General features: G+C 50.9%; 12 protein-coding genes. 4 read left to right on the forward strand and 8 right to left on the reverse strand.

Going from position 1 to position 15,237, the window contains the following annotated elements:
• Window positions 1–2 precede the first annotated feature (2 nt).
• Window positions 3–518, reverse strand: coding sequence for an RNA methyltransferase (locus IC617_RS05710; protein ID WP_191144026.1), 516 nt, complete (start codon window positions 516–518; stop codon window positions 3–5).
• A gap of 216 nt (window positions 519–734) precedes the next feature.
• Between IC617_RS05710 and IC617_RS05715 the strand changes: the two genes are divergently transcribed.
• The gene (locus IC617_RS05715; RefSeq protein ID WP_224745828.1) at window positions 735–1,550 is read left to right on the forward strand and encodes a mechanosensitive ion channel family protein; all 816 of its coding nucleotides are present in this window, start codon (window positions 735–737) and stop codon (window positions 1,548–1,550) included.
• Window positions 1,551–1,616: 66 nt separating this feature from the next.
• On the opposite strand, the gene IC617_RS05720 is transcribed toward IC617_RS05715, so the two are convergent.
• From IC617_RS05720 to IC617_RS05740, 5 genes are all read right to left on the reverse strand, one after another.
• Window positions 1,617–2,111 (reverse strand): gluconokinase, encoded by a 495-nt coding sequence (locus tag IC617_RS05720; protein WP_191144028.1) that lies wholly within the window; start codon window positions 2,109–2,111, stop codon window positions 1,617–1,619.
• Window positions 2,108–4,489, reverse strand: coding sequence for a GH36-type glycosyl hydrolase domain-containing protein (locus tag IC617_RS05725; RefSeq protein ID WP_224745829.1), 2,382 nt, complete (start codon window positions 4,487–4,489; stop codon window positions 2,108–2,110). The genes IC617_RS05720 and IC617_RS05725 overlap by 4 nt, the downstream gene beginning before the upstream one ends.
• Window positions 4,486–5,826: an MFS transporter gene (locus tag IC617_RS05730; RefSeq protein ID WP_191144029.1), complete on the reverse strand. Its 1,341-nt coding sequence runs from the start codon at window positions 5,824–5,826 to the stop codon at window positions 4,486–4,488. The genes IC617_RS05725 and IC617_RS05730 overlap by 4 nt, the downstream gene beginning before the upstream one ends.
• Window positions 5,827–6,071: 245 nt before the next feature.
• Complete coding sequence (locus tag IC617_RS05735; protein ID WP_191144030.1) at window positions 6,072–8,777, reverse strand: family 14 glycosylhydrolase; 2,706 nt, start codon at window positions 8,775–8,777, stop codon at window positions 6,072–6,074.
• Window positions 8,778–9,093: 316 nt separating this feature from the next.
• Window positions 9,094–9,411 (reverse strand): c-type cytochrome, encoded by a 318-nt coding sequence (locus IC617_RS05740; RefSeq protein WP_191144031.1) that lies wholly within the window; start codon window positions 9,409–9,411, stop codon window positions 9,094–9,096.
• Between the two features lie 185 nt (window positions 9,412–9,596).
• Between IC617_RS05740 and IC617_RS05745 the strand changes: the two genes are divergently transcribed.
• The 3 genes from IC617_RS05745 (at window position 9,597) to dinB (ending at window position 12,311) form a co-directional block, all read left to right on the forward strand.
• The gene (locus tag IC617_RS05745) at window positions 9,597–9,989 is read left to right on the forward strand and encodes a rhodanese-like domain-containing protein (protein WP_191144032.1); all 393 of its coding nucleotides are present in this window, start codon (window positions 9,597–9,599) and stop codon (window positions 9,987–9,989) included.
• A 113-nt stretch (window positions 9,990–10,102) separates the two neighbouring features.
• Window positions 10,103–11,188 (forward strand): CNNM domain-containing protein, encoded by a 1,086-nt coding sequence (locus tag IC617_RS05750; RefSeq protein WP_191144033.1) that lies wholly within the window; start codon window positions 10,103–10,105, stop codon window positions 11,186–11,188.
• Between the two features lie 52 nt (window positions 11,189–11,240).
• On the forward strand, window positions 11,241–12,311 hold the full coding sequence (gene dinB / locus IC617_RS05755) for a DNA polymerase IV (protein ID WP_191144034.1): 1,071 nt from the start codon (window positions 11,241–11,243) through the stop codon (window positions 12,309–12,311).
• A 62-nt stretch (window positions 12,312–12,373) separates the two neighbouring features.
• Here the strand turns inward: dinB and IC617_RS05760 are convergent, their stop codons facing one another.
• Both IC617_RS05760 and IC617_RS05765 read right to left on the reverse strand, forming a co-directional pair.
• Complete coding sequence (locus IC617_RS05760) at window positions 12,374–13,822, reverse strand: aminoacyl-histidine dipeptidase (RefSeq protein ID WP_191144035.1); 1,449 nt, start codon at window positions 13,820–13,822, stop codon at window positions 12,374–12,376.
• 151 nt (window positions 13,823–13,973) lie between these two features.
• Complete coding sequence (locus IC617_RS05765) at window positions 13,974–15,077, reverse strand: bile acid:sodium symporter family protein (protein WP_191144036.1); 1,104 nt, start codon at window positions 15,075–15,077, stop codon at window positions 13,974–13,976.
• Window positions 15,078–15,237: the final 160 nt, after the last annotated feature.

Consider the following 15,237-nt stretch of genomic DNA (forward strand, 5'->3'; position numbering starts at 1 on the left):
CATTAGCCGATTCGGGTATTGTTATTGCGATCTCGGCTCGCTCGGATCAGCCCATCGCCCTGTTCGGCAATGGTGCTTGCCATGCCGCGTTTGGCTAAACGGTCATACAACACCACATTGACGGTGGCGGCCAAGTTCATGCAGCCGATGGTCGGCACGTAAGTGGCCGCGTCGGCACGATCAATCAATGCTTGCGGAATTGAACCGTCTTCTGGCCCAAATAGGTAAATGGCGTTTGCCGGATGCTCAAATGCCGGTAGCGGGGTGGCCCCTTCAATTAAATCGACACAGACCACTTGAATGTCGCTAGTTAAGTCGGCAAGCACATCATCAACTTTCTTAATATCGAAATGTTGCGCGGCATTTTTGGTGTCGGTATGAAACTTAGCGCCGCGCTCCCAGCGGTGGCCGGTGTAACGGATGGCATTGGCTTGATAACAGTTTGCCGCGCGCAATACGGCGCCAACATTGGTGGCACTTTTGGGGTTGAGTAACCCGAGTATGACGTTTGAAGGCATAGGCTGGCAGTGATGGCGGCTAAAGTTTGGCGCGATTGTAACTGCCCTTGTCGTTGGCAACAACCAAGCGCCAATCACTGTTGTCACAGACCTTTGTCATAATGATTGAGGAAAATCGGTAGGAATTTCCGATAAGTATATTTTGCTGCTTAATAGGCTTTGAGCTAGCCTTTGAAAAGCTTAAAAAATTTCGCAATGAAAATAGAGGGAAAGCGAATGGAAGAGTATGTGAACGAAGGGATCAGTTTGGCCATGGCGTATTTGCCCAAGGTTTTACTGGCGATTGTATTTTTATGGGTCGGCTTGTGGGCGATTAAAAAGATCGTTGGCTTGATGGACTTGGCGATGACCAAAAAGGATATTGAAGTATCCTTGCGGGGCTTTCTGTGCAGCGTGCTCGGTTCGTTGCTGAAAGTTGCTTTGGTGATCTCGGTTGCCACCATGGTTGGCATCGAAATGACCGCGTTTATCGCAGTGCTTGGTGCCGCTGGTTTAGCCGTTGGTATGGCGCTGTCGGGAACTTTGCAGAATTTCGCCGGCGGGGTGATTATTCTGCTGTTTAAACCATACAAAGTGGGCGATGTCATTCAAGCGCAAGGCTACACAGGTTCGGTCAGCGATATTCAAATCTTTGTTACTGTGCTAAAAACGCCAGACAACAAAACCATCATCATTCCGAATGCGCCGCTTTCCACCGGTTCGTTGGTGAACTTTTCGATTGAAAAGAAGCGCCGCGTCGATCTGGTGTTTGGTATTGGTTATGGCGATAGCATTGATCAGGCTCGTGAGGTTATTCTGGGAATTGTCAACGCCGATGAGCGGGTTCATCAAGATCCGGAGCCCTTTATCAAAGTCGGCGAGTTAGCTGATTCATCGGTGAACTTTGTCGTGCGCCTGTGGGTTAACGCTGAAGATTATTGGGGCGTTCACTTTGATACCATCGAAGCGGTCAAAAAAGCCTTTGATGCGCAAGGTGTTTCGATTCCATTCCCGCAGCAGGATGTGCATCTCCACCAGGTTGCCAACCAATAAGTTGCCAATTATTAAGTTGCAGCTTAGGCAAGGGCATTGGGCCCTTGCCTTATTCGAGGCTGTTGCTCATTTCAACACTTCTTTTAGTAACGCATCTGGCGTTTTCGCGCCGTCTAACAGCGTAATTTTCTCCTCGGCAGCAAATGGCTCAAGAGCCTCAAATTGTGAATCCAGCAAGGATGCCGGCATAAAGTGAGCATTGCGCTGATTCATTCGCTCAATTAATTGGCCTTTGGCTACCTCTAAAAACAAACAGTTGAGTTGTGGAAACGCTTGTCTGAATTTAGCGCGGTGTTGTTGACGCAAGCCCGAGTAAGCCAGTACCACCGATTGTTGCTGCTGGTGATGCTGGCGAATGTGCTTGATCAATTGTTCAATCCAAGGTTCTCGCATGGCATCGGTGAGTGGTTTACCAGCGGCCATATGGGCTTTGTTGGCGGCACTATGATGATCATCGGCTTCAACAAAGTTATAGCCAAGAGCATTGGCTAGCTTGACGGCCAAAGTGCTTTTACCACTGCCACTAACGCCCATGATGATGATGAGTTGTGGTGTTGTCATCGCGGCAATATGACCTCGATTTGATAGTGTTGACCGGCTTCAATTGCGCTGATTTGTTGTCCGACAATGGTCGCTTGTGCGGATTGCCCTGCGGGCTTCTGTACAGAATGCAACGTCACATCGGCAACATCATTGGTGCGTTGATAACGAATGTCAAAGTGAGCGCCGCGGAAAGTGCGGGTTAAACGAGCCGATTGCCAGCTACTTGGTAATTGCGGAGTTAACAGCACCCCTTGTTGATTGCCGGTAAATCCGAACAAGCATTGCACCACGATGCGGTGGATCCAGGCGGCGCTGCCGGTATTAAATAGCTGACTGGAACGCCCCGCGTGCTCGGGATATCGCTCAAATGCGCCACGGTAGTAGTTGGGTACAAACACCGGTAATTGCCCCCTGCGCATTAAGTCCTCATCACAATCGGCAGGGAACATCTGCTGCAGGTATTGAAACGCTAAATCGCCTTCACCAGAGAGGTACAGGGCATACACATAAAATGCCGCCGCGTGGTTATAGACCGAACCGTTCTCCGCTGAGCCGGGGAATTTTTGGGTCACTCGGCCAATATGCTCATGCATGTGAGTAAAGGCCGGCGCCAACATCTGTAAGCCATATGGGGTGGCTAAGTGTTGCTGAATCGCGGCGATCATGCTGGCTTTCTGCTGCGGATCGGCGGCGCCTGCCAAAAATGCAAAACTTTGCGGGTTTAGGAATATTCGGCCTTCGGTGTCGGTTGCGCAGCCAAATGCGGTGCCGTTGTCACTGATGCCGCGAACAAACCATTGGCCATCCCAGCAATGTTGATTAAATGACTGACGAAATGAGTCGGCGAGTTGCTGATAGCGGTGGCTCAATTGGTGATGCGAGGCATTGACCAGAATATCGGCCCAAAGCTGACAAGCATAGGCGCTGGCAACGGTAAGCCAAGCCGATACGCCTTGGCCTTGATAGCCGACCATGTTCATCGGATCGCACCAGTCGCCTTGGGCGATGTAACTTAAACCCCGTTCATCGCGTTGAGCATCAAGCCAGTCCATCGCCAAGCTGATGTGCTGAGCGACTGACACTGACTGTTGGCTATCAGCAAACCCGATTATTTCGTCAAGCAACTGATAGTCATTGGTTTCTTGCAAATAAGTTTCAACCAGCATTGGCAACCACACACAATGGTCGGTGTGAGGGACTTGGTTAATGTACTTGAGCTTGGCATCAGGGTGGAGCAAGACACCATCTGGCATTTGTCCCGAGGCGAACTGCTGGCTCAGTGCGGTAATGATTCGGGCGCGACATTGCTCTGGGGCAACAAAGCAATAGCCGAGGGCGTCTTGCAAGTAATTGCGGGTTTGTGGATCGGTGGTTAGACGGTTGCTTTCGCCATGATAGCTGACTTGCCGGTAAAGCCAGTGATTGATTTGATTGGCTAACCAGGAGGAAGGCATGTCAACTTGAAATGAACGAACTGTTGCGCTAGAGCCTGCATTGCGTGGCGCTTTCGCATCGGCCCAAGCTTTGCTTCTACTGGCAATTTCAGCTGTTGTTTTAGCCGCGCCAAAAGCAAATCGGTAGCACGCCGAGCGCTCGCCCGGCGCCAATTCAAACTCATATTGCATCGCTGCGACAGGCGTTTGATAAATAGCTGGCTGGCAGGGCAATGGCTCATGAGTCAGCGCGGAGGGCTTATGGAGCCCGCCTTCGCCTTCGAATGCCGCTTGATTGGCTTGCCAAGAGTCGGGCTGGTGATCGGCCCAAAGAAACGTCATTTCGGCTAAATGTTGATTGTCAAAATACTGCTCAACTTTCTGATAAGGCGTTACTTTTTGACAGATGATGGCGTTTAATTCAGGACTGTAATCGCCTTGTTGATTCATCCATGACAGATAACCAACCGTGAAATATGGGGTTAATTTGAGCGACTTAGTTTGATCACTGAGATTGCTGACTTGGCAGCTCCAGAATTCGGCGACTTCGTTATCACCAAGCCAACTGGTGAGTTCAATTTCAATATCGCCATAGCGCACTAACCATTGAATTGAATCTTGGTAGCAGCGCATTTCAAAATGCTGAGCGTTGATTCGGCATGGTTCATAAGGTGCTGAATATAATTGCTTTGCTACCAGATCTTGCAGATAGAAAAAGCGCCCTGGGTAATGACTGAAATAGGGCTGCTCAGGCTGCATAAAGGTCGTCGCTTCAATATTGGGGCCAGTGGAATACTTGGCCGGTTCCGGCTGCATAAACTGGCTGGTGACATACCCGCGGCAGTTGTACTGCACCATCATTTTCTGATTCCAAAGGTAGCCCGCAGCGAGTGGCATCGCGTTTGGGCTATTGAGGCGGCAGCTGCCATCGGCAGCAAATTCAATCATGCTGTTATGGTTCATGCGCGTTGCTCCAATTCGCTTTGAATGCGACTGAGTTGTTGGCTGTTGAGGGAATAGCGACTGGCCACCCAAGCTGCTAGCAAAGCAAAGGCTCCGGGGATCAGGGTGACTAACCAAACAATGGCTTCGGTCGATTCTGCCGATTGCTGACTATTCGCTTGGTACCCCATGGCTGCCAGCAACCAACCTATTACCGCAGCGGCGGCGGCGCCGCCTAGTTTTAAGGCGAAGGTAGCAGACGAAAAAATCAACCCAGTGGCGCGACGGTTGTTCTTCCACTCCGAGTAGTCAGCGGTATCTGCATACATGCTCCAAACCAATGGCGATTTTGGCCCGAGAGCCAACGAGATCAGGACACCGAAGGAAAAGATCAGGCCAATGCTGTTTGCTGGCAGAAAGTACATGACGCCGGATAACACGCCGACTGCCGTCATTAGCCAGATCAACAGGGTTCGCTTATCCCAATAACGGGTCAATAGCGGCGTTGCTGCGGCGCCTATGGCATAGGCAATCATGCAGGCGGTTAAAAAGTTACCCATCAAGTCGGGGCGTTCGACGAAATATTTAAAGTAGTAAGCACTGGCCGCGTTGCGCAGGGAAATGGTGATAATCACCACCAAGCCTAACCAAAACAGCACGAGCCACGGCCCGTTGCTGAGCAAGTCTTTGCCGTCCTGCGCAAAGTTGCTGTCTTGTGGCGGGCAGGTTACGCGCTCTTTGGTGCTGATAAAGGTGATGAAAAACAGCATGCAGGCAATCGCGGCATAGACGGCCATGGTGAGCTGCCAGCCGAGTTGTGCATTGCCGGCGCCAAGTATTTCAACCAGTTTTGGCGTGCCCCAAGTGACAATGACACCGCCGCTAAACGCGGCAACAAAGCGTAGTGAGGTCAGCGTGGTGCGTTCCTGCGGATTGGCAGTGAGCACTCCGAGCATGGCCGAATAAGGGATATTGACCAGCGTGTAGGCCACCATCATGGTGATGTAAGTGGCATAAGCCCAAAGCAACTTGCCGGTGGAATCAAGGTCTGGGGTGGTATAAGTCAGTACGGCAGCTGCGGCTAATGGCAGAGCACCCCACAGCAAATAAGGGCGAAACTTACCCCAGCGGGTCTCGGTTCGATCGGCCATGTACCCCATCGCCGGATCGGTAAAGGCATCGATAATACGAGTGACCAGAAACATGGTGCCTGCGGCCGCTGCGGGCAAACCAAAGACATCGGTGTAGAAGAACAGCAAATAGACTTCGATGTTTTTCCAGAAAAAATTAAAACCGCCATCGCCGGCGGCGTAGCCAAGTTTCTCTCGCCAGCTTAGATGGCTATTGCGCTGTGTCATGTGGGCTCCTGCACGGATGAGTTCTGGCGTAATGAGAAATGATTTACATACGCAAGAAAACGTTTTCATTATTTTCTTTTTAACGTTTCATGGTTGTGCTGAAAGTGCAATCATCAGAATGACGTAGTGAGGTTTAGGTCAATTTTTTGGCTAAAAAATCAGCATCAAAAAGCCCGCAATATTGGCATATTGCGGGCTTTATCGAGCAACTCAAGCAACTGAGGCGAGCAGATCAAAGCAAGCGATTATTGCTCTTTGTTGATCAGCTCCTTCAACTGCTGCATCGGTAGCGGATGATCGTCAAACAGGTTCTGCAGCCGCAGTAGGGTAATGCCGCCAAATCCGGGCTGGCGATCCAAGGCGCGGGCAATTTGCTTCCAACCTTGCTTACCATACAGCTCGCCTGCAAGGGCGTTTTCACCCATCAGGCTGACGCCAACTTCGGCTGCCGCGTCGGCCATCCAATTAACCAGATCTTCAGCCCGCGAGTAACCTTCATAGTCCTTGTTAATCATTTCCAGACAAGTGAAGTGCATCACCACTCGGTTGCGGAGGTTCTTCGGAATGAGATCCTCCAGCAGGCGCGCATATTCACCATGGTTTTGTGGGCCCATGTTGGCGTGCGGAGCAATCAAACCGGCGGTGATCTCTGCGGCCCGTGGCATCACCGGATCGCTAACTTCCCAGTGAATGCCTGGCACTTTGAGGCCAAGTGGCACATGCAACAGGGGGCCGTCAAATACTTCAGCGGCACATTTGAGGATCGTCCTACCGTGATTGACCAGCGACTGCTGATACCAATAGAGGAACTCTCTGCCTAGCGGACTGTGCATGTACTGCTTGTTGTTAAACAGCTCATCAGGCTCAGGGAAGGCCATCTCGGTAAAGTCTCGAACTTCAGTACCCAAAGCATAGTTGAGCGCAGCTGGCGTACTGTATTTTTGCTCCAGATAGCTCAGCCAATCTTGCTGGGCTAAACGGCTGTAGCACTGTAGCGTGCCACGGTTGGGGTAATTGCCCCAGTCGTGGGCGTTATAGCTTGGGTAGCGCAGCTCTCCTGCAGGCCCGAGACTAATGTTAATTTCATCAATAAGCTCAGCGTGGGCACTGTAATGCTTGCTGAAAGCGGCCATGAAGCGGCGGTAATAGGGCAATACGTATTGATCGGCCCACAACGACACATATTCCATCGAAGAATCGCCCGATTCACTGACATATTGTAAGTCGCGAACCGACTCCAACTCTGGGTTTGCCACGAGGATTTTGCCCCACAACCACAATGGAATGGTTTGCATAAAGTCGTCGTTAACATTACCGCCAGCCTGATGGAACGACAGGATCGGCACCCAATGCATATCGTGAGCCGCCAGCACTTCGAGCATTCGGTCGTAATAGCTCCAGTCGTATACTTCCGGTTGTGGTCCTTCAATCAGGCCCCACCATAAGTCGGTCGAAATGGCGCTGACACCGATACGGCGTAGCTGTTTGATTTGCTGCTCAAACTCGGCCCAATTTTCTTCTTCAAGGAGCAGTTTCTGGTTGGCCACTTTTAAGTGCAATGGCCCCATGACTCGGAATATTTTGCGACTGTGTTGTGGATCGGGCGAACCGCCATGTTTCAAGTGAGCCAACTGACGCAGTCGGAATGGCCCAGCCGATTGTTTGTCCAGAGCGCTATCCAAATCGCGCAATGCCCAGCCTGCCAACATGGGCTTGTGAAGTACCCGTTGGACCATGCTATCCCAAGTCGGGTGCTCTGCCAGTGCTTGCACATCAGCATTTTCGGCAACAATCGGGATCCCTTGTTTTTTGGCGTGGCGCAGCCAGCTTGAGACACGATGCGAATGTTTGGCATGTTCCAAGCCGGTCATGCTAAAGCACAGCGGCCGTTCGGTGGTTTGGCGAATTTTTGCCACCAAGGCATCGAAGAATTCGAAATCCTGATTGGGCTGCTCCGATAACTGCAATCCGGCAAAAGCGGCCAACACCCGTTGATTCTGCTCGGTTGCCTGACTGCCAAACGTCGTTGGCAAGCGCAGCCCCAAAGAGCATTGCCAGTGCGACGGCAGTAGTTGATCGACCAAGCCCACCGCCGCGTCAGCTTGTTCAATCAAGATGCCTTGGTACCAAGCAAAGAAATCTTTTGCAGCTTGCGATAATTGCAGCGGCTCGCTGGCGCTCATGTAGCCGTAAAGGCCGACAAACTCCTGCTGCACCTGTTTCAGTAGTTTTCTCGCCGACAATTCTGGCTGCATTTGCCAAGCCTCGTACCAGGCTGACTTCGAGCCATAATGGCGGCGCATGTGCTGTTCAAAATCGGCCACTGCCAGTTCACTGAATACCGGCAGCTGGACCGGTTTGCCATGACGTTTGAGGAGCGGATGGCGTAGTTCGCCTTCCGGCCCTGTGCCAATCGCGATATGTGGAATATGGCTGGCAAAATCATCAAAAAACTGAACAAAGCCGGACAACCACTGGCTTACATAGGGGAGGTAGAGTTCGCGCGCCCACGGGCTTGGTGCGGCCATGCTGTCGCGGCCGGAGTTATCCACATATTTGAGACTATCTTGGGGCCATTGTGATTGATCTTGCTGGGAAATGTAGCCCCAGAACCAATCCGGCATTAGCTGTTGCTGACGAGCATCACTGAGGCCGCTAGTGGCTAAATTGAATTCGGGAATGATGTTCAAACCGGTGGAGCGCAACAGTTCAAACAGGGTGCGATAGCCTCGCCATGATTTCTCCTGCTCGGCATTGTCTGGATGAAACGGCGCAATGATGCGCCAGCTGATCGGTACGATGATGCCATCAACACCGAGCTTTCTGGCTTGGGAAAACTTTTGAGTCAGGCTTTTCTGAAGCGATAAATCGGAAGCCAATGCATACATCAAGCGATGCAAGTCGGCAGGGGCGTACAACCAAACGGCCAGTGGATAAAGGGACTGCGTCATTTTCCATTCCTTGTCCGCGAGCAGATTGCTATCTCAACCACATCTGTCGCGTTATTCTTTGATCTCGACGGTAGGAGCCTAAGCTAACGTCGATCGTCGATGTTTATACACAGCGGCGTGAGCTGCTGCGTTACCTAGCTTGCAACAAGGTTAGTCGAAGCTAAACGTTTGGAGCAAAAACAGCGATATGAAAAATCAGTGAAGACTCAATCGCTTTGCGTTAGAACAAGTTTGTGGCAATGGAAGCGGTGCCACAATTTTTAGCGACAAAAAAGGCGAGCAATGCTCGCCTGTAGAAGCGGTTGGTCTGACTGTGTTACTTCAATGAGGCAAAGTAGGCTGACACATTGGCGATATCATCATCAGACAGGCTGGCCACCATGCCCTTCATGATGCCAGCCATTGGTCCGGTGCGTTGACCGTCTTTATAGGCCTTGATGGACGACTTGAGGTATGCCTCTTTTTGACCACCCAAATTTGGATAGATGTCCATGTTGCCTTCACCCGTTGCTGGGTTGTGGCAGGCCATGCAGACGGTTTCGGCAATGGTTTTGCCCTTGGCGATGTCACCAGCAGTTGCTGGTACAGCCAAGACCAAGGCTGACAACGCCAGACCGATTGAAATCTTTTTCATGGTTTCTCCTGTAAATATCTCGCGGCTCGTGTTCTGACACCTGATGTTGCAAAAAAGCAGACACAATCAGACTATCTTTTCGGTATATTTGGTGCTCCGAGAATTATACGAAGTATTTCAGCAAAGGCGCAGACAACCTTCAAAATTTTTGTTTGCCAGACATGCTGTTATCAGGAGTGTTAGAGATGACAAAGGGTTTTTCCAGCTTGCTTCAGGTGATTGTCACTATTGTTGCGCTATGCTCGTTTGCCGCCGCAAACGCCGAAACGGTGGCGCCAAAAGATCCGCAGATGGCTTGGCAGCAAGTGGTTAATGGCGCGGTACTGATTGATGTGCGTACCACCGAGGAGTTTCAACAAGGCCATTTAGCTGGCGCCATCAATATCCCTTATGAATTGATTGTTGCCGGAGTTCAGCATCATCAGTTGGGCCCAGATACCGATATCGTCGTATATTGTCGTAGTGGTCGCCGCAGCGGCATCGCCGAGCAGCAGCTCAATCAAGCGGGTTACAGCAAGGTATACAATGGCGGCGGTTTTATCAGTCTGCTGGAATCACCACACAACCCTCATCAATAACGGCAATAAGCCGCTTGGGCGCGAAAACTCGCCGACCAAGGCGGCCTTGTGATAGGCTCAGCAACTCAAACCATCACCACTGCTTTGCTACTGTGGAGGCAAGCAACTAGCTAATGACACTACTGATCGTCTTTGTTCTTCTGGCCATTCTGGTCTCATTTTTATGTTCCGTTTTCGAAGCGGTTTTGTTGAGCCTTAGTGCTCCTTTTATTGCTTTGAAAGAGAAGCAAGGCAAGCGTAGTGGCCAGATTTTACGGCGCTTGAAAGACAACATTAACGCGCCATTAGCGGCCATTCTCACCCTCAATACCATTTCCCACACCATAGGTGCAGCCGGTGCTGGTGCGCAGGCGGCAGAGGTCTTCGGTAGCGCTTCGCTGGGCGTGTTCTCAGCCATTTTGACCTTTCTGATTTTGGTGTTTTCAGAAATTATTCCAAAGACTTTGGGTGCGTTGTATTGGCAAAAGCTCGCTGGCGTGACCGCCTATTGCCTGCACTACATGATTATTTTGCTGTATCCGTTCATTAAGATGTCTGATGCTATTACTGGGCTCATAAGTAGCCACAAGCCGCAACAAGGCTTGAGCCGCAGTGAGTTTGCAGTGATGGCAGAGGTGAGTGAGCAAGAAGGCCATATCGCCTCTGATGAAGCCAAAATCTTATTGAATTTGCTGCAATTTAAAGAAACTAAAGTCCGCGACGTAATGACCCCGCGAGTGGTGGTTTTTTCTGCCGATGAATCTCAAACCATTGATGAATTCTTTGAACAGCAAGATAAAAAACATTTCTCGCGCATTCCGGTTTACCTCGATGACAAAGAGCATGTCACCGGTTTTGTCATGCGAATGGATTTGCTCGAAGCCAAGGCCAATGGTGAAGGTCACCGCCTGCTGGCTGAATTCCGCCGCGATATTAAGGCGGTGATTGAGACCACCACGCTCACTCATGCCTTTGATTTGTGTATTCAAGAGCGCAGTCACATCCTGTTGGTGATTGACGAATACGGCCAAACGGAGGGCATCATTACCCAAGAAGACATGGTCGAAACTTTATTCGGTCTGGAGATCATGGATGAAAGCGATCGCAGTGCCGATTTGCAGGTTGTTGCTAAGCGTTGGTGGCAACGCCGTTCATTGAAGCTTGAACGAAAACAACCTGAAGCGACGCCAAGCCAAAGCAAGAGTCGATTTAGTCGATAATTAGCGCTTGATCCAGTTGGCTTGTAATACTGTTTAAGTATACAGTTTTGGCATGAGTACGACCCCACTAAGAAAAATCATTCACATCGATATGGACTGCTTTTTTGCCGCCGTTGAGATGCGTGAACAGCCAGCGTTGCGCAACCTACCGCTGGCTGTTGGCGGCGCTTCTGATCGACGAGGAGTGATTGCCACCTGCAACTATCTGGCCCGCCGTTATGGCGTACGCTCGGCGATGGCGACGTCACAAGCGCTCAGGCTGTGCCCCGATTTGAAAGTCGTACCGGGCAGAATGAATCTCTACAAAGAAGTATCCCGCCAAGTCCATGGTATTTTTCAACGCTACACCAAACACATTGAACCGCTGTCGCTTGATGAGGCTTACCTCGATGTCTCGGACAATCGTTTGCTACGTGGTAGCGCCAGTTTATTGGCCGAACAAATTCGTGCGGACATTTATCAGCAAACCGGTTTGACCGCGTCAGCTGGGGTGGCGCCCAATAAATTTCTTGCCAAAGTGGCCAGTGATCTGAATAAGCCCAATGGTCAATTCGTTATTGCGCCGGCGCAAGTCGAGCACTTCGTGCGGCAATTGCCGTTAGAAAAAATACCCGGTGTCGGCAAGGCCACGTTAGAGCGTTTGCATCGTTTGAACTTGCGCACGGCAGCTGATGTGCAAGCTGAGCCGGTTGAGGCGCTGATCAAGCAATTTGGTAAGTTTGGCCTAGCACTGTATGAGCGTTGTTATGGCCGCGATGAGCGTCCAGTGATGACCGAGCGCACTCGTAAATCCGTTGGCGTGGAAACCACCTTAGCCGAAGATTTGACCTCGCAAGAACAATGTCAGGCGGTTGTCGAACAATTGCTGCCCGATTTACTGCGCCGGATCGACAATGCCGAAGTTGCTCATCGGATTGACCGATGCGGCATTAAACTGAAATTCTCTGACTTTCGCCAGACCACGGTCGAGCATAAGCAATCGGCGGTTAGCAAGGCATTCTTGATGGAGTTATTGGCTGAGGCTTATGTTCGGGGTCAGGGCAAGGGGATCCGTTTAGTGGGGATTTCAGTTGGTTTGCGCTCGGCGACTCAAGCGCAACTCGACTTGCCGTTTGATGGCTAATTAACAGGCCCGTTGTGAGGACTTACTTCTGCTACCGAAGCAGCAGAAGTAAGCGGTAGCATTTATTTTGCTGGAATGGCCTTGAGGATCTCGGTCAACAAGGTCCAGTAGTTAGCGACACTGCTGATTTGTACTTTTTCATCCGGCGAATGAGGGAATTTGATGGTCGGGCCGATTGAGACCATATCCATCTCTGGATAGGCTTTTTTGAACAGGCCGCATTCTAATCCTGCATGGATCACCATGATTTTCGGCTCATCAGAAAAGTTCTGGCGATAGACCTTGTCAACTAACGCCATCACCGGTGACTCTGGATTCGGCGCCCAACCAGGGTAACACCCTGTCATTTCTATTGAAGCGCCAGCTAGCTGCCAGCAACTGGCAATGGCTTGCTCAGTGTTGAGACGAGCGCTGTCAATTAATGAGCGGATCAGGCACAACACCTTGATGTGATCCTCGGCTGTGGTCACCACACCCAAGTTGGTTGAGGTTTCGGTCACGCCATCAATTTGCTGGCTCATTGCCATCACGCCATTGGCAGTTGCCATCATCGCCTGAATAAAGGCTTGTTGGCTCGCTTCGGTGAGCACCTGTTGTTGATTCTCGACAGTTGCCACGGTTAGTGCCAGATTAGGCTCCGATACGACCAGCTCATTGCGGTAGCAAGCTTGCAACACAGCTACTTGCTCGGCCAATGCCGCAGCATCGGCGCATCGAACAATGGCTTTGGCGTCGCGTGGAATCGCGTTGCGCAGTGAGCCGCCGTCAAATGACACTAATTCAATCGCTTGTTGTTGCTGTAGTTGCAACAAGGTGCGAGCCAGTAGTTTGTTGGCATTGCCACGACCAAGATGGATATCGACACCGGAGTGACCGCCGCGCAGGCCGCCAACTGTGATCGTTGCGGCGACGGGCAGTTCACCCGGTTGACGCTCAATCGGCAAGTTGATGTTGGCATCAATGCCGCCAGCGCAACCCATGTAGATTTCGCCTTCTTGCTCGGAGTCGGTATTAATCAACATGGTGCCGGTAAGCAGGCCTGCTTCAAGGCCAAACGCGCCGGTCATGCCAGCTTCTTCGTCAATGGTCAGTAATACTTCAATCGGGCCATGAGCCAAGTCATCTGCAGCCAGCACTGCCAAGCACGAGGCCATACCAATGCCGTTATCGGCACCTAGGGTGGTGTCATTAGCGGTTAGCCAGTCGCCATCAATGATGGTGTCAATTGGGTCGGTTGCAAAGTTGTGGTCACTGTTGACGCCTTTTTGCGGCACCATATCAATGTGCGCTTGCAGTACGGTAGTTTGTAAGTGCTCACAACCTGCCGCCGCTGGTTTACGAATAATAACGTTGCCGACGGTATCGCGCTGCCAATCGAGTTGTTGTTCGGTGGCCCACTGGCAGATCCAAGTTGCCAACGCTTCCTCATGTTTGGATGGGTGAGGAATGCTGCAAATGGTTTGAAAGAACTGCCACAACGGTGCTGGTTGTAATGATGATAAATCGGCCAATGGATGCTCCTGAAGCTTCGGTAGTTTGTTTATTATAATCGCGCCGTATTTTATGGCTCCTTGCGGCCATCGCCAATGGATACGAATGACATCGGCGAGTAGATCCTGTCATCAATTATGGACAGAACTGGAAAAATATCAGATGAGGCTTCTATGCTTTGGCTGATTTTTGCGATGAGCGCTCGTTGGCTTTTCGCCACCAAGCCGCCAAACCTGAGCCAGAAATGTTCATAAACGGACCGAATACGGCGGGGGCCAACCCCATGGTTGCGACTTTATCCATGGTTAGCGCCAGTCCTGAGGCGAGCCCTGAGTTTTGCATGCCCACTTCAAACGAAATGGTTCGGGCTGACTTTTCATCCAAACCTGCCACTTTTGCCAAACCATAACCCAGCAAATAGCCGCTGACATTGTGGATGATGACCACCACCACTAACGTTGCGCCAATGGTCAGCAGCGCATCACGGCCGGCGGCTGTGATCACGGTGATGATCAAGGCAATACCTGCCATCGAGATAAATGGCATCACGCGATTAATCAGCTTGATATTGCGTTTGAAAAAATGATTGACCAAGACGCCAGCAATAATCGGTAGGATCACCATTTTCATGATGCTTAACAGCATGGCGATCGGATCGATGGCAACAAACTGATCGGCCAACAGATTCATTAAAAAGGGAGTCATCAGTGGCGCTAACAGGGTAGCGACTGCGGTTAAGGTCAGTGATAAGGCTAAATTGGCGCCGGCGATAAAAGCCATCACATTCGATGCCAAACCACTTGGCGAACAGCCGACTAAGACGATTCCGGCAGCAATTTCCGGCGGCAGATCGGATAGCAGTGCCAAGCTCACGCCAATGACCGGCATTAAGGTAAATTGGCAAATCAGGCCGATAAACACCGCCTTAGGTGATTGCACGACGGCGGAGAAGTCACGCCAACTCATCGAGCAGCCCATGCCAAACATAATGATCATCAGCAATGGCACAATCAATTGCTTGAGATTGAAATCGCCAATATGAGTGAAGTGCTGCGGAAAGAACATTGCCGCACTCACCGCGGCGAAGATAAACACGGTAAAGCTGACACTGCTAAAATGTTTGGTTTGTTGCAGGCCAACAGCGAGCAGTAGCAGTGCCAGAGTGATCAGAAATCCGGCCAACACATGGTTCGGTGTCCATGCCAGACAACTTAAGCCAGTGATTAAACCCACCAAACTGCTATACAGAAATGGCTTGCAGAGAACTTTTATCATGTGTCCTTGTTCCAAATAGATCGTTTTAACCCAGGCTATGCCATGTATTAGCAAGTACCGAGATGACGGAAAAGCATACCTGTTTGCACTCTGCAGGGCTGCTAATAAGCGGATTTTCTGACCAATATTCGTGAATTACCAAGGATTTGCTGGACAACCA

The sequence above is a fragment of the Neiella litorisoli genome (genome assembly GCF_014773395.1).
Taxonomy (GTDB): Bacteria; Pseudomonadota; Gammaproteobacteria; order Enterobacterales; family Neiellaceae; genus Neiella; species Neiella litorisoli.